The following is a 23,651-nucleotide window of genomic DNA, read 5'->3' as shown; positions in this document are numbered from 1 at the left end:
GAATTCAAGATTATATTATACCTTGTAATAATCCCGTTTAACAACAATATTCGATAAAGTTTTCTAAACATTAGCATGCAAATTAGTAAAACCATTGAGAAACCTCTTTTAGCAATTTGAAATTTGTCAAATCATAGTGCAATGGCGTTACTGTGACATAGCCTTCTTTGATATAAAAGGTATCCATATCCTCTGCTTCTGGTTCAAAGGTATTTCCCTTAATATCGAATATAGTGGTTTCCTCTTGACTACTGTTTTCATTACCTTCTCTTTTTACAAAATAATTACCGTATACCATATTGCCCATTCTGCAAACCTTTACTCCTTTAACATCATCATGGCTTAAAGGAGGTACATTTAAATTTAAAACAACATCATTTTTTAAATTGTGTTCTATGGCCATATTCAGCAGAATAGCAGCATAATCTGCTGCGGTTTTGTACTGCTGAATATGATCAAATTGGTCTGTTGACACTGCCATAGAAGGTACCTTATAAATAGCCGCCTCCACTGCTGCAGAAACGGTTCCAGAGTACAAAACATCCATGCCTAAATTAAAACCTCTATTAATACCGGATACCACAAAATCTACTTTATCTTCAACTAAGTTGTCTAAGGCTAACCTTACACAATCCGCTGGTGTTCCATCAACAGAGTAAGCTTTCAAATCTAAGCCCGGAATGATATGTTTTTTCACGGTTAAAGCTTTTGAAATAGTGATTGAGTGGGAAGTGGCACTTCTTTGCATTGAAGGAGCCACCATAGTTACTTTATATTCTTTATGTAACCTTTGCGCTAGGGCATATATACCCGGTGCATCTATTCCATCATCGTTTACCACTAATATATGCAACTTCTTTTTAAATTGTTCCATCATTTTATCACCATACTCTCCTTATTTTTCTTTTGTATTATTAATCTTATGCTTAGTAAATATCCGAGAATTCTAATATAATCTGTTCTTTTAACTGCTTTTTATTGATGTATTTTATATCTTCTGTTTCTGCTGCAATTTCATTGTATGTATTTATTAACTGTGTATTCTTTGATTCAAAGATCTGACCAAGTTCTTCTGAATAAACAACCTTTTTATCTGGAATATATACTACAGTAGTACAGCCTCCCTTTTCGTTACTATCAATGGTTATTTTCCCCTTATGAATATCAACAATTGATTTTGCAATTGCCAATCCTAAACCGCTACCTTCTGTATTTCTTCTCAAAGATTTATCTACTTGCATGAACTTATCAAAGATGGTTGCTAAATTTTCTTTTGGTATTCCAACACCATCGTCTTGAATCTTTATTTCTATGCCTTCGCCCTTATCCGACAACATTATAGCTATATTTCCCTTTTCCTTAGAGAACTTTACAGAATTAGATAATATATTTAAAAGCATTCTCTCTAGCAAAACCTTATCCACATTCATCTTTTTTTCTTCTACATCAGTATCAAATACAATAGAAATATCTCTATCCTTAATATATTCAACCACTGATTGTGTTAAATCTTCTATGGTACTTACAATCTCTATTTGAGAATAGTTTGGAGAATAACAACCGGAATCCATTCTAGTTATATCAATAATATTATTAATTAATCGAATTAGTCTTAAACAGTTCTTTTTCATAGTTTCATAATACTTATCAACTATAGGATTGCTATTATCTGATTTATTATACATCTGTATAAGCTGTAAAGAACTATAAATTAAATTCACCGGTGTCCTTAATTCATGGGATATATTAGAGAAGAAGTTAGAACGAATTTTCTCGTATTCTATAGCTTCTTTTAAACGCTTTTCTTCCTGTTCCAACTTTTTCTTAATAGTTATATCCACACCTCTACTAAGTGTTAAGTTCTTTCCGTCCAAGTTAATATATATATCCGTTACCTGCAAAATTTTTTTAAAACCATCAAAACAGTGACAAGTTATTTCTATAGGTTCACAGTCAATCTTATCAACTTGCGTCTTTTTTAATCTTTGCTGCATTATTGGCTTAGTTTCATCATCTATTATATCCATTATGGAAGTACCTTCGATGGATTCATTACCCTTATAGCTAAAAAACTTTTTTGCTACATCATTCATATAAATTATTTCGTTACCGTATTGTATATAAATTACTTCTGGTGATGTATTAACGATCTTTTGATACTTTTCTTCTGCATATTTCAGCTTTCTCTCATATTTCTTTCTATTAGCAATCTCTTTTTCTAATTGATCTATAGCATCCTGTAATGTTCTATTCTTTTGGCCCAACATATAATTGGTTAAATCTATTTGATTATATATTTCTGTTACAGACTTTCTAATTTTATTATTTGCAATAATTCTATACAATAATGTATAACTTATTAAAGTTATTACTTGACTTACCAAATATAGTTCCCTTGAGACATCTAAAAACTCTATAGAACAAATGTTAGCCAATAGATTAGTAAAAATAAAAAGCAAACAAAGTCTATCATTATCTTTAATTAAATACCTTCTTTTTAAGAAGATTATAGCTAATATAATAAAATAGAAAAAAAATAATCCTAGTTCTAAGACTTTCTTTATCATTGTAAATTGATTATTTACATATAGATATAAAGTGTTAGAAAATAAATGGTAAATACTTTCTTGTACTAAACATACTAACACTATAAATAAATAGAAAAATCCTTTTGTATCCACTTTTCTATTTGCAAAAATTACTGAAAGTAGAATTCCTAAGGCTTGAAAATATCCAATAGATAAGAGCAGTTTTGCAGCTAAATCTAAGCTGAAACAGCTATCAAAATTAAGGGAAACCACAGATATATAAAAGACTGAGCTTACTCCAAAGGCTACCCCTGTTATAGTAACCCCCTCACTCTGAGAATAGTTTTCTTTGATTAATGAAGTAAAAAGAATTAAAAAACCTAGCATTACTATAAGTATACCTATCATATTTGCCAAGTTCTCATAGCTATGAATACCTATTAATGCAGATAAGATTAAAAGAAAAAAATGTATATATGTATTTTCTATATTAATTATATTATTCATACTATTATTTAAATGTTTCTTCCTTAAGTTCTTCGAATAGTTCATCTCTATCCTAGACGCAAAACTTCTTTGTTTTAAGCTTCTAGGGACTTCACCTTCCTTTCCAAAAATTAGTAGAAAAATTCTAATTTCTTTCTCTTTTTCTACAGAAGGTTACATTTGTCTATCTTTTTTGCTCATTAATATTATAATAGAAGCATTTTTCAATTTCAACCATATTATGTTATATATTAGTAAAAAATTTCCTACATTTTTCCCCCTATTTCTCATTTTTTTTACATTGTTAGATTTATTATTTATGAAAATAAAAAAGTGTTGAAAGATTGATAGTCAAATATCCTCTTTCAACACAGATTTTTTATTTAAAATATTATTAAGATTTATTAACAAAATCCACCACCTTATCATAGATATCATAGTCCCCAATTACAATTATTGTATCTCCTTTTTCAAATATATAATCCGGTCCTGGCGATACTACTAACTCCCCATTTCTCCTGTAGCCTATTAAGGTGGCTCCAGTATTTTGCCAGAACTTAACTTCAAGCAATTTTTTACCAATTACCGGACTATTATCTCCTATTTTAACCTCAACCATAGCAAAAGGAGTACTCTTTTTAAATCGGTCAAGGAAGTCCATTACCTTATCTATATCTTCTTCTAATTGCTTATCCAGTAACTTACGTTTTTCTATTAGTTCTAGCATATTGCTTCTTACTGTACTTATATACTCATTATTTCTGTGCTGTCCAATAAATTTCTCTGCCGCCGCCACAGACAACACTTCTATACCACTACCTATATTTGATGCTACAACGCCACTATCTTCAAGTAAGGCTACTGCCCTTCTTATGGTCTCAGGAGACACATTGTATACTCCTGCTAGGGTAGATCTGCCACTAATTCTTTCATTTACCTTCATTTCACCTCTTACGATTTTGTTAGCTATATCTAAAGCAATATTCCTATAAACTGGTGTCGTTGTGCCTTTCATTTTCTTCCTCCATGTATTATGTTTATGTGTTAATAATAAATAGTATTTCTCAGAAGATTTACTTGAAATGCAACTAAGAAATACCACTTATTATTATACTACTATCATATTATTTTCTCAAATATTTTCCAATAACTAATATATACGAAAATCAGACTTTAAAAGTGTCCTTCTACATGTTTAGTTCATAATATAAGTTAGCAAGTAAAAAAATGTATAAAGGAGCTGAAGTCATGTCCTTTGATTTTAGCAAAATCACACAATCTATTAGTATTGGGGCTGTCAATGCAGTAAAGAAAACTACGGAACTTTATGAAATAGGAAAAATCAACTTATCTATTCAATCTGAAAAAAAGGAAATTAGAGAATTAGAAGAAAAAATAGGCCACATTATATATAAAAGTTATAAAAATAAAATAAAGAAGGACAAACTAGATGAATTCAGCGTAGATCCCGGCGAAAAAGTTCTAAAATTATGCAAAAAAATCGATGAGCATTGGGAAACTATAGAATCTCTTAATAAGGATATAGAAAAAATAAAAAATTCTAAACACTGCAATGAATGTGGCATGGAAATTCCACAGGATAGTGATGAATGTCCCTATTGTAATGATTATAAGGAAAATTAAGGTATATGATACTTTTAATAATCAGCAATTGTGTCTATAATATAAATAATAGGGATGGTTTAAGCTCTTGCCATTGTTAGCAGCCTCCCTGTAAAAGGACCGGTGAAAGGAGGCTGGTTAGCTAGCTGCCTAAAGATCTATTACAGATTTAAAGGTGCAGCAGCAAGAACCGCACTATAGTTATGAGATTAATAAATTCTATAAAAGAAGATTATAAACTTTATAAGACAAAGTTGGAGCAAAATGACTGGGAATTCATAAAACATTCTGAAAAAAATCTTATTAGGCATCTCCAATGGATAAGATCAACCTATGCTGAACATTCACATAATAAAAAACTACTTCAAGAGCTACAGGGGAAAAAGAAGTTAAAAGCTAAGGACTTGCGTTATAAAAATGAACTAGTAGCAAGTATTACAGTCTTTGAGCGGGAGAAGGATTTTTTAGAGGAATCTGAAGCCTTTATAATGGATTTAATGCTTAAGTCCTCCCGTCTTATTTGGGAAGAATACAGTGAAAATTTTCAAATTCCTCATAGCTTTGATGAAATTTTAAATAATGAAAAAAATCTTAAGTTTTATTATAGCCAAGGTATTATTAATACCTATAAGATGCGCTTTGTGCCTAAGTTTTTAAGCGATGATATCAAAAAGGCTTTCCCAGAGCATCCTAAGGATGAGTTTGAGGAAGCTAGAGCTATGAAAAGACATTTTATTATTCACGAAGGAGGCACTAATTCAGGCAAAACCTATAATTCAATTCAACGACTTATGTCTGCTAAAAGCGGGCTTTATTTAGCACCTTTAAGACTACTAGCCTTAGAGATTTTTGACAAATTAAATGCCAATGGTGTTCCTTGTAATCTAAAAACTGGAGAGGAAGAAATAATTAAATACAATGCCTATCACACCTCCTCCACAGTTGAAAAAGTAGACTTAAAATCTAATTATGAGGTAGTGGTTATAGATGAAGCTCAAATGTTAGCAGATGAGCAAAGAGGTGCTGCATGGACCCGAGCAATTCTCGGAGTAAGAGCAGCAGAGATTCATATATGCTGCGCTCTTCATGCAACAGAAATAGTTAAAACACTAATAAAGGATTGTGATGATACTTATGAAGTAATTACCCATGTTAGAGATACAGAGCTTACGGTAGAGGACAGCGAGTTCCGCTTCCCTTCTTCCGTAAAGGAAGGGGATGCCTTGATTCTTTTCTCTCGAAGATCAGTGCTTACCGCCGCTGCAGCCCTAGAGGAAAGAAATATTTCCTGTAGTATAATATACGGTGGCCTACCTCCAGAAACACGAAAATTGCAATTTGAGAAATTTTTATCTCGAAAAAGCAGTGTAGTTGTATCTACTGACGCCATCGGTATGGGAGTCAATCTTCCTATAAAGAGAGTTGTATTTCTAGAAAAAAGTAAATTTGACGGCATAAAAGAAAGGCCCCTCTACTCTGCGGAAATTAAGCAAATAGCTGGCCGTGCTGGTAGAAAAGGAATTTATGAAGAAGGCTTTGTTAACACTATCTTTCCAGAAATTAAAAAGCGATTGAAACATTCTCTAACTTGCTATGAAGAGCCAATCAGTAAGGCTTACCTCGCTCCTACAGAAGATATCCTTAAAGTAGCCGGTGAGCTAGAGGCAAAGCTAAAGGTTTGGGCTTCATTGGACCCTATAGAGGAATTCTATGAAAAGATTAATATAGATAGATTGATTAATCTTATAAATATTATCAAGCAAATGGGGATATTTAAAAGGTTAACTGAAGAACAACTTTTTAAATGTATCACCATCCCCTTTGACGAAGGTGAAAGCCCTATACTTAACCTATGGAAGGATTATGTGCGCATTGTGGCTACTGGTGATGAGAACTCCACTTTATTTAAACCATCCTTCCCAGAAGAAGAGCTCTTAAACCTTGAAATATACTACAGAAAAATCGACCTTTACTATTCTTTTTCCAAAGCCTTTAATATGGATATGGATGAGAAATGGGTAAAGGAAGAAAGAAGCCGGGTGGCTAAACTAATAGATGAACATCTTCGTGTAAGGATTATCCGATTTAAAAAACGTTGCCGAATTTGCGGAAAGCCTTTACCTTGGAACTTTATGCATCCTGTATGCGATCAGTGTTATGTGATGGACTTTGATAGTAGCGATTATGATATGTATGATGAAGATGACTTTGATTTTGGTTTTGAAGACTTAACGGTGGATGAGTAGATAGTCATATTAATCCTTCAGTAGTTAAGTAGGAGATTCAATATAAGTTTGAATCTCCTTTTTTTGCTGATGTGTCTATGTTTTGATGTATTATGGTTTTATGTTTTTTGAGATGTTCATTATATTTTTTCTGTCTATGTTCCATTGTTTCAAAAAAGAGTTGACGAATATTCGTTCGAATCATCTTTGTTCATAAGCACTCTTCTGAACACAATATCACAACTGAATTGTCCACTCTATCATAAGGTAAATTAGCTTTTACTATCTAGTAAGGCTTATCCATCAACACCTTTTTATAACAAAGCGCCATAGCCATAATAAAATCTCAAGATGTCCTGTCACTGCATGTCCATCAACACTTTTTTAAAACAAAGCATCATAGTAGCAAAACATATAAAGGCACCTTAACTACCGCCCATTTTTACCATAACAGTAGTCAAAGTGCCAAAGCAACTAATTACAGACTTTAAATTCATCTAAATTAATTACTACCAGGATTTAGAGACTTGATTTTTAATTTTTCGGTCATATTATCTAACTTAGCTATGCTTTGTTCTCTAAGTCTCTTGTTTTCCTCTTCTATTCTCTTAGTTTCCTCAATACCTTCCATAATGGTATTCCAAGTCTTTTCTAAGGTTTCTATTCGAACGCTAGGACTGCCAGATAATTTAGCTATGTCTATGCTTTGATGTTTTATGTTTTCAGCATTTTTAATTAATAGCTCGTTAGTAGTTCTGTCTAGCTCATTTAAGGAATCTGATACAATCTTTTGTCTCTTAAGGGCTACAGCTTGAACTATACCGTTTTTGAATACCGGTATGGTTATTATAAAGGCGGAATGAATTTTTGAAACAAGCTTGTAGTTACCTCTCTGTATCATTCTTATTTGTGGAGCCGTCTGTAAGGCAACCATTTTTGCTGTTTCTAAGTCATATACTCTCTGCTTCATCATTTCCAAAGCAGTCTTCATATTTTCTAGATTCATATAGTCCATTTGATCTCCGCTGCTGGCAGCTTTAGCTTCTAAGGCTGGTATTTCTTCATTCTCTAGCTTCTCTATCACAAGATTTCCTGCCACAACATACTTTTCTAGTTCCTTATAGTATTCAAAGTTTTTTTCATACATATTGTCCAACATTAAATTTGCGTCATTTATATCAGACTTATATTTTCCTAGCTCTGTATATATTTTATCTATTTCTGCTCCTATAGTTTTATATTTACCCATTATTTTTTCTACAGCTTTAGCAGGTTTATTGAATAGTCTTCCAAAAAAACCTTCTGGCTTATCTTCAAAGTCTTGCTTATCAAACTTTTTCATTATAGACGTAAGTTCTTTTATCATAACGCCAGAATTTTCTACAGTTTCAGTTTTCATAGTTCTAAGTATTTGATCTGCAAATTTTGAAATCTCCTCAGCAGGCTTGTTTCCGTATTCCAATATAGCATTTGCATCAGTTACATTAATGGAAGATGCAATTTGTAGAACTTCTGGTGACCTTTTCAATTGCTCTTTAACAGATAACGCCCTTTCTTCTATATTATCTTCTGGTATTTGAAGTATTTCTGTATTGGCCATATTTCTCCACTCCTATAACTCAAAATATATTATCAATATAATATTTATTATACAAAGCTGTCAACATATGTCACATGAATTACCGCTTAAAGAGATTTTTAAAGAAACCTTTTTTCTTACCTTCATATTTCTTAAAGTTTAAATTGAAGGATACATCCTCTAGATGATGTAAATCATACATATCTGAGTATATATATCTTTCTATATCTGTATAACCAGAGGGATTGTATATTAGAATATCGACTCCCATAGCGTTTAAAAAAGAAAGCATTATACAATCCTCATAGGATACGTTTCCGTTTTTCTCATTATTGTAGATTACTATCTTTGGTACTTCTTCTGGGTAATCAAATTTTTGAAGCAACTGTAAAATAGAAGTATCTAGATTGATTAAGACAGAAAAAATATCCACTTGAAAATCTCTAGTTGGTTGATTATCTAAATTGTATATAATAGGATTTAAGGTTAGTTGCTTGATTTTTTCAGCCATAGTTTTTTGAAGCCCCACTCTTAGTTCCTTGTATTTCCACCAGGAAGCTTCAATCAATTTACTTGTATTAAAGCCTTCTTTACTTTGAGCAGGATATACCTGTTGAAGCTTTCCATATTCTAATGGCACAACCTCTATAATTGGAAGTTTATTTATAAATAAAGTATTCTGCTGTCCAATTATTTCATTTACTTCTTGCCAATACTTATCTATATCTTCATGGGTTCCGCTGATTTTAGCAAAAATATTTGGTATATAAACAGTATTATTTTCTACCTTCCAACCATCTCTTACCAATGCCTTTTCCTTAGCCCAAAGATTTATTTCCTCATAGGTAGTTTTTAAGGTAACAGCCTGTATATTATGATCTGATAACTGCCAAGGTCTATAAAAGGCACCACCTTCCTCAAAAAGAGTTTTATTCAACTCTTCTCTAGCACTATAAGCGGTAGTTCTTTTTCTATCCTTAGGCTCCCAAGGCTGGCTCTTTATATCTCCTCTATTTAAATATATTACCTCCCTAGAAAAAGCATGAAACTTATCTACTTCACTTAAGGTTCCTGCAGCTCTAGGATTAAAATATAATATATCGCAACCTACCATGGACAAGAATATTAAGAAAAAGGATTCCTCTGTGGTTATATCACCATAATACAAAACCTTAGGATTTACATTTAAATAATCGAAGTTATCCAAAAGAGTTTTGCCGTATAGGTTTAACCAGTGAACACCATAATTTAAAATCAGTTTAAATTCTTCAATATTTAAATTAGTCCTAGTATTAATATAATAATCCAGCATAACTTTAAAATAATTCTTAATTTGCAAAGTAAGTGCTGGATTGGATATAGAAGGAATTAGTCCGTTACTATCCAACTCACTAATTATTAGAAAAGTATTTATTCCTGCTTGTGAGTTGATATTTTTCCATATTTCATTAAGCTTATTTTGATTATTCAAGGATATATTTCTATCTAAACCTTGGCTAAATTTCAAATAAGCACTTGTCAGATTTTTAAATTCTCTATCTAATCTATATAAAAAGTCATAATAATTCTCCTCATTAGTCTTTACTCCTATAAATCTATAAAAGTACCTTGGTATAGAAACAACATAAGAGTTATATTTAAAATCCCTTCTATCCTTTACCGGTGTCTTTAAATCCAATATTAGGTCATCGGTAAGTTCTGAATTTAAAGCTTGAATATCCAACTTACTAATATCTATGTTATCCTTCATAGTATTACAGACACCTTCCTTCTTCTTTATATCATTCCACGGATTCTTACTTATTAATATATAAATTTAAAATAACACTTATAGTATATCAATATTTCTACAAAAATGAAAGCTATTATAAAACGAAGCCCCTTCCTTTAGTTGCTTAATATGAACAAAAAGTAGCTACGGTTTATAATAAACCATAACTACTTTTTTAATATGCCCCTTTCAATAGAATCCTCAATTATTTCTTTAGCATATTCCCAAAGAGCTGGTGCAGTTTCCTTCAAAGGTTCATTTCTCTTTAACACCTTATCACTTGTGACACCAGGCTTTTTCCAAGTGTGTCCATTAGTATTGTAATTTAGTATCAAAGGTTGTAATCTATCCATACAAGCTGCAAATCGTGCCTCTGCCGTTTCTTTTTCTTCAAACTCCTTCCAAAGAGCCATAATTTCCTCTGCCTGATCTGCAGGCAATATATTAAAGAGCCTTTCCGCCGCCTTCTCCTCTCTTTGAGCTTTATCTTCCTTAGCCTTTTCGTCATAACAGAAGGTATCCCCAGCATCTATCTCCACCAAATCGTGAACTATTAACATCTTAATCACATGCAAAAGATTTAGATTCTTATCATCAGCATATTCAGAAAGCAACATAGCCATAATGGCCAAATGCCATGAGTGCTCTGCATCATTTTCATTTCTCTTAGTACCTATGACAACATTTTGCCTATAAATCTGCTTTAACTTATCTATTTCTGTGATAAATTCTATTTGCTTTAATAATCTTTCTCTATCCATGATACAACCTCCCCCTTACTGTTATACTTACTGCTTTTTATCACCAGTATTACTTTAAGCTATTTTTATAGTTTTTATTATAAACTTTTTAAATAGCTTTTCCAAGGAATTCGCCTTTGCACTATATAATTTTACAGTATATTGCTTTGTTCTAAATAAGTATTAGCGAACTCTTGTTTGATCCTATTGATAGATAGCTTGTCTCTACCGTAAACATATAATCAACACTTTTTTGCAACAAAGCAACATAGCAAAAAATCCCACTTTCCAATCAATCTACAAAATTAAAAATAGGCCTCTCATAATTCTACTTTTCTCGCTTTATTTACTTTTTTTATATATAATATAATCAAAAGATTTGCCTTATCTTATAATGGAGGTATTTTATGTACAAAATCATGATTATCGAAGATGATCTTACCATTTCAAAGGTGGTGGCTGAGCATCTAAAAAAATGGAATTACCAAGTATATTGCGTAACGGATTTTAAAAATATTATTGAGCAATTTATAAACTTTAACCCACAGCTTGTGCTTCTTGATATAATGCTACCCTTTTTTAACGGTTTTCATTGGTGCAATGAGATTAGAAAATTTTCTAAGGTGCCAGTAATGTTTATTTCCTCTGCCCAGGATAATATGAATATTGTTATGGCTATGAATATGGGCGGTGATGATTTTATAGCAAAACCCTTTGATTTAAATGTACTTACTGCAAAGGTTGGAGCTCTGCTAAGACGTACTTATTCCTTTCAAGGCCAAGTCAACGTTATAGAACATAATGGTGTAGTGTTGAATCTCAGTGATACCACTTTAACCTATAAGGACAAAAAGATTGAACTTACAAAGAATGATTATAAAATATTACAAATACTTATGGAGAATGTAGGAAAAGTAGTTTCACGAGATGATATTATGCAAAGACTATGGGAAAGTGATAGCTTTATTGATGATAATACTTTAACAGTGAATATTACTCGCCTCAGAAAGAAACTTGCAGATTCAGGACTTAATGACTTTATTGTCACTAAAAAGGGCCTAGGCTATATGGTAAAATAATATGATTAAGCATTTTAAGATTTTCCTCTCTTTTTTAAAAAGTATTAGAATTTCTATAATTACTGTAATAGTTTCTTTCGGTATTTTTCTATCAATATATAAATTATATTCACTGCCATCAGAGCCTTTTATATACGCTGCCTTTCTCTGTTCTACATTCTTTCTGATATTAGGTATTGTAAGTTTTTTAAATTTCTATAGAAAGCATAGGCTTCTAAATAAGTTAAAAAACACCTTGATTTTTTCTGATACAGACTTTCCAGAATCAAATGACCTATTGGAATTGGATTATCAAGAATTAATTAAGGCCCTTGATAAGACCAGATCTAATATTATTAATGAAAAAGATTTAGCTTATAATAACATGCTGGAATATTATACTGTTTGGGTCCATCAAATAAAAACTCCTATAGCTGCTATGAGACTCCTTTTACAATATGAAAAATCTGAAATGAACAGTGAGCTTTTAGATCAGCTTTTCAAGATAGAGCAGTATGTAGAGATGGTACTGCAATATTTGCGTTTAGAGGATATGAATTCGGACTTAGTTATAAAGAAAGTATCTTTAGATGACCTTGTGAAACAGGCTGTTAGAAAATATTCAAAATCCTTTATAAGGAAAAAGATTAAGCTTAATTATAATAGCTTAAATCGTTGTGTATTAACGGATGAAAAGTGGTTGGTTTTTGTTTTGGAGCAAATACTATCTAATGCACTAAAGTATACAAATGCTGGAGAAATATCAATTTATATGGACCCTGATAAGCCCTATACATTAGTTATTGAAGATACAGGCATCGGTATTGAAGAAGAGGATTTACCTCGTGTTTTTGAAAAGGGATTTACGGGATATAATGGGCGACTAAACAAGAAATCTACTGGAATAGGCTTGTATTTATGCCGACGTATTTTAACCAAATTGTCCCATACTATTAAAATAGATTCTGTGGTAGGTAAAGGCACTAAGGTAAAAATTGGTCTAGATGTGCTGGATATTACAATAGAATAATAGGAACCTTACAAAAATGCAAGGTTGGGCAAAAAAATGTAAGCCTAAGTTAAGGCAGGATATTTCCTCCCCTTGCTATAATAAAAGCAACTTAAGAGATTGGAGGAAATGAATATGTCACTTTTAGAGGTTAAGAATTTAAAAAAAGTTTACACCACAAGATTCGGTGGTAATACAGTTCAGGCTCTTAGCAAGGTTACCTTTTCCGTAGAAAAAGGTGAATATGTAGCAATAATGGGTGAATCCGGATCTGGTAAAACCACTTTACTTAATATTTTAGCAGCCTTAGATAAGCCTACCGATGGGCAAGTTCTCTTAAACGGTAATAACATTATATCTATTAAGGAAAAAGCAATATCAGCTTTTAGGAGAAATAATTTAGGCTTTGTCTTTCAAGATTTCAATTTGCTAGACACCTTTTCTATTAAAGATAATATTTTTTTGCCTCTAGTATTGTCAGGAAAATCATACAAGGAAATGGAAATGAGATTAGCACCTATAGCTAAAAAGCTTAGAATTACCGAAATTTTAGATAAGTATCCCTATGAGGTTTCTGGAGGACAAAAGCAAAGAGCTGCAGTGGCCCGTGCCTTAATTACACAGCCTCAACTAATCCTTGCAGATGAACCAACTGGGGCTTTGGATTCAAGGGCTTCAGAAGATCTTTTAAAATTATTTAATGAAATAAACGAAGAAGGACAAACAATTCTTATGGTTACACATAGTACAAAGGCCGCTAGTCATGCAAAGAGAGTTCTATTTATAAAGGATGGAGAAGTGTTTCATCAGCTTTATAAGGGCTCCTTATCTAATGAAGAAATGTATCAGAAAATTTCAGATACACTAACCATGATTGCTACAGGTGGTGTTAAAAATGAATAGATTTTTTTATTCTAAGCTGGCCTTAACTAATATAAAAAAGAATGGGAAGTCCTATATTCCATATATATTTGCTTGTATTGGTACTATTATCATGTATTATAATATACATTTTTGTGCCCTTTCCAAAAGCTTAAGTAATTTTACTGAAGCTAGAATTTTAAGGACCCTGTTGATCTTTGGTACCGCCGTAACCGCTCTATTTTCCATTATATTTTTGTTTTATACTAACAGCTTTTTAATTAAAAGACGTAAAAAGGAATTTGGCCTATTCAACATTTTAGGAATGGAAAAAAGACATATTGGAAAAATAATATTCTTAGAAACTGTATTTATTTATCTTATATGCATAACCAGTGGTATTTTATTTGGAATACTATTTAGTAAGCTTACTCTGTTAATTCTTTTTAAGATTCTTTCATTTAAAGTTAGCTTTGGTTTTGAAATACCAAAAGAAGCCGTTTTCTATACTTTTATCTTGTTTACAGGAATTTTTATCCTTAATATTTTAAACAATTTATTTCAAGTATATCGTTCTAAGCCAATTGAATTATTAAAGGGTGGAAAGATTGGCGAAAAGGAACCAAAAACTAAAGGGATTATAGCAATTATTGGCGCAATATCCCTTGGCATTGGTTATTATATTGCCTTAACTACCAAGTCTCCACTAAAAGCGCTAAATAAATTCTTCCTAGCAGTTATTTTAGTAATTATAGGAACCTACTGCCTTTTCACCGCTGGTAGCATAGCACTACTAAAAATTATGCGTAAAAACAAGGGATATTATTATAAACCAAAACATTTTATTTCAGTTTCTAGTATGATCTATCGTATGAAGCAAAATGCTATAGGGTTAGCAAATATATGCATTTTAGCAACTACAGTAATTTTCTTAATTTCCACAACGGTTTCCTTGTATGTAGGAATGGATGAGGCATTAAAAACTCGATATCCAAAAGAAATAGCAATAAGCGCTAACAACATTTCCGATGAGCAAGCTGAGCAATTAACTTCTGTTATAAAGGAAGAACTAAAAAAAGCAAATATTACAGAAAAAAATGTTGTTCATTATCGCCCTATGACCTTTGCTGTAAATCAAAATGAAGAAACTTTTTCATCTATAGTAAACAAATACGTCTTTGATGTTGATAATTTTTCAACGGTAACCTTCATTACAGTAGATGATTATAACAAAATGGAAAATAAATCAGAAACCTTATCTAAGAATGAAGCCCTATTATATATCATACATGGAAATATTTCTGGCAATACTTTAAACTTCAATGGCCATAAATTTTCAATTAAGAAGCGTATATCATCAATGGTAACTGAAGGTATACTTTCTGCTATAATCTATAACTCTTATTATGTTGTTGTTGATAGTATGGATACTATCAATGAAGTTTATAAATCCCTTGAAGGTAAAGATAAGACTATGGAACAACTTTCCTACCTTTACTCCTTTGATGTGGATGCAAATGAAGATACACAAATAAAATTTACTTCAACCTTAGAAAATGCTTTAAAGAAACTTAATTTAGACTTTAGCTTAGAAGGAAGAGAAAGTTCACGACAGGAATTTTTCAACCTTTATGGTATTCTGTTCTTTCTTGGTATATTCCTAGGTCTTGTATTTATTATGGCTACAGTACTTATAATTTACTATAAACAGATTGCAGAAGGTTACGATGATAAAGAACGTTTTGAAATTTTACAAAAGGTTGGTATGAGCTCTGGAGAAGTTAAGAAGATAATTAATAGCCAAGTATTAAAAGTTTTCTTCCTTCCTCTTATAGCAGCAATAATCCATATAGCCTTTGCCTTTAAGATAATTACAAAATTACTTTCAGTTTTCAATCTAACTAATATCCCTCTTTTTGCAGTATGCACCGCTGCAACCATTTTAGTTTTTGCATTCTTCTATGCTTTAGTATACGGCTTAACTGCTAAAACTTATTATAAAATTGTTAGTAAGTAATTATAAAATCAAAATCATAGGATAATTACTTCCCAATAATATAGAATAAACCAAACTGCCATCACAGCGTAAAGTTTTGAGGTGGCAGTTTGGTTTTTAATAAATATGATACCTTCTTCTGATAATATGGCTTTTATATTGTTTTATTTTTCTCATAAAAAAATTAATTTATATTATTTTTGTTAAAATTATATTATCTAAAATATAAAAGTATTAATATTTTCCTTTTTTTCTTTTCTTTTTGTCAAAATCAGTGTAAAATATTTATTAACTTGCATTTTAAAAGGGGGATATTATGAATCAAGAAAGAGAAAAATTTTCATCACGACTAGGATTTATTTTAATTTCCGCAGGCTGTGCCATTGGACTTGGTAATGTATGGCGTTTCCCCTATATTACTGGCCTATATGGCGGAGGTATTTTTGTACTAATTTATTTTATATTTCTATTAATTCTAGGTCTTCCAATCATGACAATGGAATTTTCCGTAGGTCGTGCTAGTAAAAAGAGCGTAGCTAAGTCCTTTGACGTTTTAGAGCCAAAAAGAACCAAATGGCATATTTTTAAGTGGTTTGGAATGGCTGGAAATTATCTTTTAATGATGTTTTATACCACTATTTCCGGCTGGATGATAGCTTATTTATTCTACATGATAAAAGGAGACTTTGTAGGAGCTACACAGCAAGATATAGAAGGGATATTTAATGGACTTACTTCAAGTGCTAGTTCCAGTGTATTTTGGATGATTGTGGTTTGCATTATTGGTTTTGCAATTTGTGCTCTTGGTTTGGAAAAGGGTGTAGAAAAAATCACAAAAACAATGATGTCTTGCCTTTTTCTTATATTAATTGCACTAGTAATCCGATCACTTACCTTACCAAATGCAAAGGAAGGTCTTTCCTTCTACCTGTTGCCCAAACTTGATAGGATTAAAGAAAATGGAATATGGACTACAATTTATGCAGCTATGGGCCAAGCATTTTTCACACTAAGCATTGGTATGGGCAGTATGGCTATATTCGGTAGCTATGTTTCAAAAGAACGAAGTCTATTGGGAGAAGGACTAAGCATTACTATACTTGATACCTTAGTGGCAGTTATGTCTGGTTTAATTATTTTCCCAGCATGTTTTTCCTTTGGGGTTAATCCAGGTAGTGGTCCTTCCCTTGTGTTCATAACCTTACCTAATATTTTCAACTCCATGAAATTTGGTCAACTATGGGGAATAGCATTTTACATATTTATGGTTTTTGCTTCTTTGTCCACAGTTATTGGTGTTTTTGAAAATATTATTTCTTTTGCTATGGATCTTACTGGTTGTTCAAGAAAAAAGTCTGTTGCCATCAATGTAGTTGCTGTAATTATTTTATCTTTACCTTGTGCCCTTGGCTTTAATCTTTGGAGTGATTTTCAACCTTTAGGCACTGGTAGTACAATTTTGGACTTAGAGGACTTTATTATAAGCAATAATATTCTTCCCCTCGGTTCTTTAGTATATATTTTATTCTGTACCACCCGCTACGGATGGGGATGGAAGAACTTTATTAAGGAAGCTAATGAAGGTAAAGGGCTTAAATTTCCAGATAAATTGAAATTTTATGCTACCTTTATTCTTCCTATAATTGTTTTCTTAGTTTTCATTTTAGGATACCTAGATAAATTCGGTCTATTATAAATTTTTTAATTTCATAAAGCATCTTCTCTGCTTAGTAGAGAAGATGCTTTTCCTTTACAGTAAAAATATATTATTAAGCACATTGACTTATTTATCTAATGGTATAAAATTAGACTTAGCTAATTAAAGGAGGATTTTTCATGAACAATTATTATGCTAAGGATGATAATGATACAAAAGCTTCTTTGAACTTTTCAGAGATTGTATCTGCTAAGGAAAGATTGCAGGGAGTTATTAAAGATACTCCTGTACTTTACAGCCAAACTTTTAGCGAAGAAAGTGGTAATGAAGTTTACATTAAGCCGGAAAACTTGCAAAATACAGGCTCTTTTAAAATTAGAGGAGCTTATAATATGATAAGTAAGCTTAGCGATGAAGAGAAAAAGCGTGGAATTATAGCCGCTTCTGCCGGTAATCATGCTCAAGGCGTTGCCTTTGCTGCTCAAAAATTAGGAGCCAAGGCTGTTATTGTAATGCCAACTACCACACCATTGATTAAAGTTGAAGCTACTAAAAAATTTGGTGCAGAAGTAATTCTTCATGGCGATTGTTATGATGATGCTTGCGAATATGCTCTTAAGCTTGAAAGGGAAAAGGGATATATTTTTGCTCATCCTTTTGATAATATAGATGTTATTGCTGGACAGGGTACCATAGCAATTGAAATTTTAGAAGAAATTAAAGATGCAGATTATATATTGGCTTCTGTAGGTGGCGGTGGTTTAATTAGCGGTATTGCTGTGGCTGCAAAAGCTATCAATCCTAATATTAAGATTATAGGTGTTGAACCAGAAGGATGCCCCTCTATGAAGTTATCTGTGGATGCTAATAGAATTATCGATGTTCCTTCTGCAAAAACTATTGCCGATGGTGCTGCAGTAAAAAAGCCAGGAGAATTGACCTTTGCATTAACAAGAGATTTTGTAGATGAGATTATTACCGTATCTGATTATGAACTTATGGAAGCCTTCTTAATTTTAGTAGAAAAACATAAACTAGTGGCTGAAAATGCTGGTGTCCTTCCATTAGCAGGTCTTCGAAGATTACAGGATAAGGGTAAGAAAATTGTCTGCGTTATAAGCGGTGGAAATATAGACGTATTAACTATAGCTTCCCTAATTAATAGAGGACTTGTATCTAGAGGACGTATATTCTGCTTTTCTATGGAGCTACCAGATAGACCTGGACAGCTTTTAAAAGTTAGCGAAATACTTACTAAACATAATGCCAATATAATAAAACTTGATCATAATCAATACAAAACCAGCTATAGATTTATGCAGGTTCAATTAGAAGTTACAGTAGAAACTAACGGTCATGAGCATGTTGCTGAAATAATAGACGCCTTTAATAAAGAAGGTTTTGTTATAAATAAAATATATTAATATAGTAGTACTTTTGCATAATTCATGTAACTTACACAATTAACTAGAGCGTATTTGAAGAACTGATAAAAAGATTTTCAAATGCGCTCTTATAAATTTTAAACAGTTTTATTTCAATTTTGAACCAACAGTGACCTTTTTCTTTTTTAGAATCCCCATCATCAATGATCCTATGATAGATAATACTATAATTACATTCCACAGAGATCCTAGTCCGTAGTATTTTATATATACCCCTGCCAAGTAGGTACCGGCTGCGGATCCAATGGACCAGCTTATAGAACCTACAGCATTAAAGGTTGCTCTATAGTTGCTGGGGCTATTGTTAGCCACATAAACTCCAAAGCTTGTGGTAACAAGAATTTCTCCTATAGTCCATATAACCGTGGATAGTATTAGCAAAAACATATTGTCTACATGACCAACCATACCGAAGCCTACTGCATAGGTTATACCTGCTATAACCATATTGGCTAAGGGATGTAGTTTTGAAGTAAAAGCAGTTATAATAACAGTTAATCCAATTACAGTAAAAGCATTAGTGCTCATTAATAAGCTGAATTTTTGAGTTCCATCATCTCCAAAAATTTGGTTCATGGTTAAAGGTAAAGAAAAACGATGCTGAGTATAAATAATACTGAAAATTATATATACAAAGAAAAATACTAGCAACTGGGGCCTTTCCAGCAAAGCAAGAAAGACATTCTTTTTTTCTTCTCTTTCCGTTTCTAAATAAACTTTTTGCTTATTCTTAAGGGTATTGGTTTCTTCTATGTTAGAAGCTACTAAATATACTGCTATAAAGGAGGTGAAAGCATCACCAATAAACAGCAAGGGCAATGATTTATTAAAAAGTATTCCGGATACTAGTGGGCCTAATGCTACACCTATATTAATCCCTAAATATTCTAAAGCAAATCCTGTTTGTCTCTTTTCCGGTGGCAAAATATCTGAAACCATAGCATCCATGGCAGGTCTTAAAAAACCACTAAAAAAGGTTGAAATCATAAGGCATCCTACATTAATGTAAGCATTTGAAAAAAAGGCACAGGGCAACAAGGTCAAAGCAGCGGCACTTTGTGCATATAAATAAGTCTTTTTTCTTCCAAATTTATCCGCCGCATAACCTCCTATCAAGGAAGCAGGCATATTAATTATAGATGTTAACATAACTAGAAATCCAGTAACTTCAGCACTTAATCCTATTTTCACAGTTAGATACAAGGTAAGAAAGGGCATTACAAAGTCACCGAATCTATTTATAATTTGTGCTACAAATAAAACATACATGCTTCTAGGCAAACCTTTATAGCCTTTAAAGATATTTAATTTTGAAAACATATTAATCCCCCATGATAATATTTCTTTAGTTTTGCAGTCTTATCTTTTTCTGTAGTTTATCGGTAATAAGAATTTTCTATTCCACCTCTATACCAGCCATCTTTATTATGTGCATTGCATTTCTTGTGGTTGATATTCCTTTTCTTAACTTATAATCAAACCGTAACTCTCCATTTTCGTAATGCTCTTGAAAATGATAATTACTTATCTTCGTCATCTTGTTCTCAAGTTCGCCTAGCTCTAAATCATGGGTGGAAACCATACCACTGGCTCCAGATTCACTCAACTGCTTTATGAGCATTGATGCCCCAAGATGTCTATCTATGGAATTAGTACCTTTAAATATTTCATCCAGTAGGAAGAAAATTTTATTATTTGCTTTTGAAGCATTAACAATCATCTTTATTCTTAAGATCTCGGCGTAGAAGGAGGAAATACTCTTTTCTAAATTATCACTGACCCTCATACAAGTATATACATTCATTATGCTAGCAGTAAACTTGGAGGCGCATACTGGAGCCCCACAGTAACTCATGACCAAATTTATACCTACTGTTCTTAAGAAGGTACTTTTTCCAGACATATTTGACCCAGTTATAAGCAATACGCTGCCTTTGTCTTTTATGGTTACATCGTTGCACACCCTACGCTTTCCTAAAAGAGGATGACCTAGGTTCTCTGCCTTTAGTATGAAGCCTTCCTCATTAATATCCGGAAAGCACCAGCCCTCATTTTCAAAAGCTATATTGGCAATACTACTTAGTGCTTCAAATTCACCTATAAGCTCTAACCATTGTCTAAGATACTTGCCATATTTAGCCTTCCAATTATTTAACATAGCTAGACATCTAAAATCCCACATGAAGGCTATATTAATAAGTATATATCCCATATTCCTTCTGTCAGATATTAGATTTGAAATGTTATTTAGTTCAGCTATAAGCTCTGAGGCCTTCTTATTTTCTGCAGTATATAGATGCTTTTTTATATCCTTAAGGGCCTGAGAAGAAAACTTTTCCTCTTCTATAGCTTTTATTATATTTTCATAGGTTCGAATTCCTGTCCTATATTCATGAATAGTATCTAATATAGAACTGCCTTTTTTACCTCCTAGATACAATACTATTAAATTTATAACCATAACTGCTAGAAAGGCTTTATATGTAACAGTTTCCGTAAAGATAGCTAAAAAGGCGATAGTAAAGAAAGCTAGTGTAAGGACATTTGTTATTAGCTTCTCAATTAGACTTCCTCCCGTTACTTGTGTTGTTTCCGCCCATTTTATTAACTCTTCAGGATTACTAGACTCACTGGATATAAGCATCCCTTCTGCATTTACCTTCTGCCTTATTTCTATTTTATTAGCCAGCTCCTTTACCGCTTCCTGACGCTGCTTTATTTCACTCTTAGACTCTAAAGGCTTTAGCAGGTAATCCTTAAGCTTTAATCTTCCCAAATATGTAGCACAGCTACTGATCCACTGGAAAAGGGAGTTATGTCCAACTATATCTAAATCACCGCTGTAAGGATGTTCCTCTTTAGCAAACTCTTCACCATTGTCCTTAAACTTATTCCAATTGCCCTCTATTCTATCTATGCCTCTTTCATTTATTTTCACTAAAGCATCTGCAAAACCTTTCTTTTGTATAGCCTTTTCATGAAGCTTCACAAGATATATAAACAAACCTATCCATATTATAGTGACCACTGCAGAAATTAATTTTTGATTTATAGCATAAGTATATATTGAAACGAACACTCCTACCACAAAGGTTGCCAATCTAAGATAGGAAATTTGAGAAATATTCTTTTTTAAATTGGCACTGAGCTTCTCATATTGCTCCTTAGTTTTTACATAATAATCAAAAGCTTTACTCATAAACTTCACCCTTTTCTCTATAAGTATATCTTAAACATTATATCATAAAAGCCTAATATAAGGCTTGTGCATTTTCTTCTATTATAAATAAAATATTATAAGCGGCAGTAGAGCCTTATACATACTTCTGCCGCTAAATTTATTAATTCTTTCTACCATATTTTATAACTCGAATTTCACAATCTTCTTCATTAGTTTTACTAGAGTATACTATATAAGATGGACTTAAGGAACAAAGACTTTGAGCACCTTCCTCTTTAATTAATATTTTCTTCTCATTAATTAAATCATATATTCCTATATCCGAGCCACCCTTCTTCCCCTTTTCTAGAGTATTAAATTTTTCATAACCATTTCTCTCATCTACCCAAGCTATAATCTCATCACTAATAAAGGGCTTTTTTTGATTATGCTTGTCCTTAGTTATATTCTTAGTTTTCATAGTATCCAAGTTCATAAGAACTATATCTCCATTACGATTTAAGCCCTTCATCTGTTGCCAAACTACAAATTCTCCCTCTATCTTTGGATGAGCCTGCCTATCTCTTCCATGGGCTAAAGATAAGTACCGTTGCTTTTTTATATCATACATATATATATCTGTATTATTCGAAGGAACTTCAGACTCTAATCTTATAGATTGCAATCCCCAATAATTACGACCATCTTCCCATACTAATAGATTTTCATTAAGATCACAATTTGTATGTACGCCTCTTTCCCTTGTAATTCTTATTTCTTCTTTGTTTTTCATATTATACAAATAAATATCCCAGCGTGGATGCCCATCCTTTATCTCATCATTCCTATTATCTTGCCAAGCCAAGTACTCTCCCCAAATAGTAGGCTTTATTTGAGCGGCCTTATCCGTTGTAATTTGTGTTATTTTGTCTGTTTTTAAATCATACATAAATATATCACTATTAACCTCTTCTAAATGTTCTTTACTATTAACTGACTCTTTATCATTTCTGGTATCGGACCAGACCAGCTTATTATCATAAATATCAAAACCCAAAACATTTTTTCCTGGAATCTTTATATTTTTAATTACAATTTTGTTATGTAAATTTATGATTTTTAAATCCCCATCATAAACTACCAATCTATCTTTATAAACTTTCCCTTCATACCCCTTTATACTGTAATAGTGTTGCCAAATAAGCTTACCGCCATGCTTGTCCTTTTTTATTTTATAAAATCTAATAAATATAACTGTCACAAATACTAAGGTTATCATCACAGTATAAATGAGTACTTTTTTCAAAGTTTCTAAGCTATTTAGATAAAGTATAAACTTTTTCATAAAACACACCCCTTATATATTGAGGTACTGTCAAAGTTTTTTATATATCTAAGACAGCTACCATTTGATTTTACTTAATTTTTATATAAATAACTTGCCACCCCCTAAAAGTTCGTGTATTTTGAATTTGCAGTAAACAAAATTAACAACCTTAAAAGGAGGCAAGCT

General features: G+C 32.0%; 17 protein-coding genes. 8 read left to right on the top strand and 9 right to left on the bottom strand.

Translation table 11 applies throughout. From position 1 onward, the window contains the following. Positions 1-82: 82 nt before the first annotated feature. The 3 genes from surE to N3C_RS12675 all read right to left on the bottom strand — a co-directional run bounded on the left by surE (position 83) and on the right by N3C_RS12675 (position 4,029). Entirely contained in the window at positions 83-853 is a 771-nt protein-coding gene (gene surE / locus N3C_RS12685) for a 5'/3'-nucleotidase SurE (protein ID WP_074366394.1), read from the bottom strand. A gap of 73 nt (positions 854-926) precedes the next feature. Further along, complete coding sequence (locus tag N3C_RS12680; protein WP_074366393.1) at positions 927-3,035, bottom strand: ATP-binding protein; 2,109 nt, start codon at positions 3,033-3,035, stop codon at positions 927-929. A gap of 373 nt (positions 3,036-3,408) precedes the next feature. Then, positions 3,409-4,029: a GntR family transcriptional regulator gene (locus N3C_RS12675; protein WP_074366392.1), complete on the bottom strand. Its 621-nt coding sequence runs from the start codon at positions 4,027-4,029 to the stop codon at positions 3,409-3,411. 233 nt (positions 4,030-4,262) lie between these two features. On the opposite strand from N3C_RS12675, the gene N3C_RS12670 reads away from it, so the two are divergent. Next, positions 4,263-4,658 (top strand): hypothetical protein, encoded by a 396-nt coding sequence (locus tag N3C_RS12670; protein WP_074366391.1) that lies wholly within the window; start codon positions 4,263-4,265, stop codon positions 4,656-4,658. A 182-nt stretch (positions 4,659-4,840) separates the two neighbouring features. Further along, a complete protein-coding gene (locus N3C_RS12665; RefSeq protein ID WP_074366390.1) occupies positions 4,841-6,883 on the top strand; it encodes a helicase-related protein in 2,043 nt (680 codons plus the stop codon). Positions 6,884-7,364: 481 nt separating this feature from the next. Here N3C_RS12665 and N3C_RS12660 read toward each other — a convergent pair whose 3' ends face one another. The 3 genes from N3C_RS12660 to N3C_RS12650 all read right to left on the bottom strand — a co-directional run bounded on the left by N3C_RS12660 (position 7,365) and on the right by N3C_RS12650 (position 10,973). Further along, positions 7,365-8,462 (bottom strand): toxic anion resistance protein, encoded by a 1,098-nt coding sequence (locus N3C_RS12660; RefSeq protein WP_074366389.1) that lies wholly within the window; start codon positions 8,460-8,462, stop codon positions 7,365-7,367. 79 nt (positions 8,463-8,541) lie between these two features. Next, on the bottom strand, positions 8,542-10,191 hold the full coding sequence (locus N3C_RS12655) for a YceG family protein (RefSeq protein WP_074366388.1): 1,650 nt from the start codon (positions 10,189-10,191) through the stop codon (positions 8,542-8,544). A gap of 188 nt (positions 10,192-10,379) precedes the next feature. Continuing rightward, entirely contained in the window at positions 10,380-10,973 is a 594-nt protein-coding gene (locus tag N3C_RS12650; protein WP_074366387.1) for an HD domain-containing protein, read from the bottom strand. Between the two features lie 386 nt (positions 10,974-11,359). Between N3C_RS12650 and N3C_RS12645 the strand changes: the two genes are divergently transcribed. The 6 genes from N3C_RS12645 (at position 11,360) to ilvA (ending at position 18,957) form a co-directional block, all read left to right on the top strand. Then, a complete protein-coding gene (locus N3C_RS12645; protein WP_074366386.1) occupies positions 11,360-12,031 on the top strand; it encodes a response regulator transcription factor in 672 nt (223 codons plus the stop codon). Position 12,032: 1 nt separating this feature from the next. Further along, complete coding sequence (locus N3C_RS12640; protein WP_074366385.1) at positions 12,033-13,040, top strand: sensor histidine kinase; 1,008 nt, start codon at positions 12,033-12,035, stop codon at positions 13,038-13,040. A gap of 114 nt (positions 13,041-13,154) precedes the next feature. After that, positions 13,155-13,922 carry an ABC transporter ATP-binding protein gene (locus N3C_RS12635; protein WP_074366384.1) on the top strand — a complete coding sequence of 256 codons (768 nt, stop codon included), beginning with the start codon at positions 13,155-13,157 and terminating at the stop codon, positions 13,920-13,922. Next, positions 13,915-15,897, top strand: a complete 1,983-nt coding sequence (locus N3C_RS12630) for an FtsX-like permease family protein (protein WP_074366383.1) — start codon at positions 13,915-13,917, stop codon at positions 15,895-15,897. Before N3C_RS12635 ends, N3C_RS12630 begins: the two co-directional genes overlap by 8 nt. Positions 15,898-16,192: 295 nt before the next feature. Beyond that, a complete protein-coding gene (locus N3C_RS12625; RefSeq protein ID WP_074366382.1) occupies positions 16,193-17,572 on the top strand; it encodes a sodium-dependent transporter in 1,380 nt (459 codons plus the stop codon). 140 nt (positions 17,573-17,712) lie between these two features. Then, a complete protein-coding gene (gene ilvA / locus N3C_RS12620; protein ID WP_074366381.1) occupies positions 17,713-18,957 on the top strand; it encodes a threonine ammonia-lyase in 1,245 nt (414 codons plus the stop codon). Between the two features lie 108 nt (positions 18,958-19,065). On the opposite strand, the gene N3C_RS12615 is transcribed toward ilvA, so the two are convergent. The 3 genes from N3C_RS12615 to N3C_RS12605 form a co-directional block, all read right to left on the bottom strand. Next, positions 19,066-20,298: an MDR family MFS transporter gene (locus N3C_RS12615; RefSeq protein ID WP_074366380.1), complete on the bottom strand. Its 1,233-nt coding sequence runs from the start codon at positions 20,296-20,298 to the stop codon at positions 19,066-19,068. A gap of 76 nt (positions 20,299-20,374) precedes the next feature. Continuing rightward, positions 20,375-22,177 (bottom strand): MutS family DNA mismatch repair protein, encoded by a 1,803-nt coding sequence (locus N3C_RS12610; protein ID WP_074366379.1) that lies wholly within the window; start codon positions 22,175-22,177, stop codon positions 20,375-20,377. 142 nt (positions 22,178-22,319) lie between these two features. Then, a complete protein-coding gene (locus N3C_RS12605) occupies positions 22,320-23,483 on the bottom strand; it encodes a hypothetical protein (RefSeq protein WP_074366378.1) in 1,164 nt (387 codons plus the stop codon). Between the last annotated feature and the right edge of the window lie 168 nt (positions 23,484-23,651).

The sequence above is a fragment of the Clostridium sp. N3C genome (genome assembly GCF_900095445.1).
GTDB lineage: Bacteria > Bacillota > Clostridia > Clostridiales > Clostridiaceae > Clostridium_AU.
Note: the sequence above shows the minus strand (reverse complement) of the source record. Positions and strands in the feature narration are given on the sequence as shown.

What these genes read in the sequence shown, in the direction of transcription:
- N3C_RS12680 (WP_074366393.1), bottom strand. Translation starts at nt 3,035, where the DNA reads ATGAATAATATAATTAATATAGAAAATACATATATACATTTTTTTCTT.
- N3C_RS12675 (WP_074366392.1), bottom strand. Translation starts at nt 4,029, where the DNA reads ATGAAAGGCACAACGACACCAGTTTATAGGAATATTGCTTTAGATATA.
- N3C_RS12670 (WP_074366391.1), top strand. Translation starts at nt 4,263, where the DNA reads ATGTCCTTTGATTTTAGCAAAATCACACAATCTATTAGTATTGGGGCT.
- N3C_RS12665 (WP_074366390.1), top strand. Translation starts at nt 4,841, where the DNA reads ATGAGATTAATAAATTCTATAAAAGAAGATTATAAACTTTATAAGACA.
- N3C_RS12660 (WP_074366389.1), bottom strand. Translation starts at nt 8,462, where the DNA reads ATGGCCAATACAGAAATACTTCAAATACCAGAAGATAATATAGAAGAA.
- N3C_RS12655 (WP_074366388.1), bottom strand. Translation starts at nt 10,191, where the DNA reads ATGAAGGATAACATAGATATTAGTAAGTTGGATATTCAAGCTTTAAAT.
- N3C_RS12650 (WP_074366387.1), bottom strand. Translation starts at nt 10,973, where the DNA reads ATGGATAGAGAAAGATTATTAAAGCAAATAGAATTTATCACAGAAATA.
- N3C_RS12645 (WP_074366386.1), top strand. Translation starts at nt 11,360, where the DNA reads ATGTACAAAATCATGATTATCGAAGATGATCTTACCATTTCAAAGGTG.
- N3C_RS12640 (WP_074366385.1), top strand. Translation starts at nt 12,033, where the DNA reads ATGATTAAGCATTTTAAGATTTTCCTCTCTTTTTTAAAAAGTATTAGA.
- N3C_RS12635 (WP_074366384.1), top strand. Translation starts at nt 13,155, where the DNA reads ATGTCACTTTTAGAGGTTAAGAATTTAAAAAAAGTTTACACCACAAGA.
- N3C_RS12630 (WP_074366383.1), top strand. Translation starts at nt 13,915, where the DNA reads ATGAATAGATTTTTTTATTCTAAGCTGGCCTTAACTAATATAAAAAAG.
- N3C_RS12625 (WP_074366382.1), top strand. Translation starts at nt 16,193, where the DNA reads ATGAATCAAGAAAGAGAAAAATTTTCATCACGACTAGGATTTATTTTA.
- ilvA (WP_074366381.1), top strand. Translation starts at nt 17,713, where the DNA reads ATGAACAATTATTATGCTAAGGATGATAATGATACAAAAGCTTCTTTG.
- N3C_RS12615 (WP_074366380.1), bottom strand. Translation starts at nt 20,298, where the DNA reads ATGTTTTCAAAATTAAATATCTTTAAAGGCTATAAAGGTTTGCCTAGA.
- N3C_RS12610 (WP_074366379.1), bottom strand. Translation starts at nt 22,177, where the DNA reads ATGAGTAAAGCTTTTGATTATTATGTAAAAACTAAGGAGCAATATGAG.
- N3C_RS12605 (WP_074366378.1), bottom strand. Translation starts at nt 23,483, where the DNA reads ATGAAAAAGTTTATACTTTATCTAAATAGCTTAGAAACTTTGAAAAAA.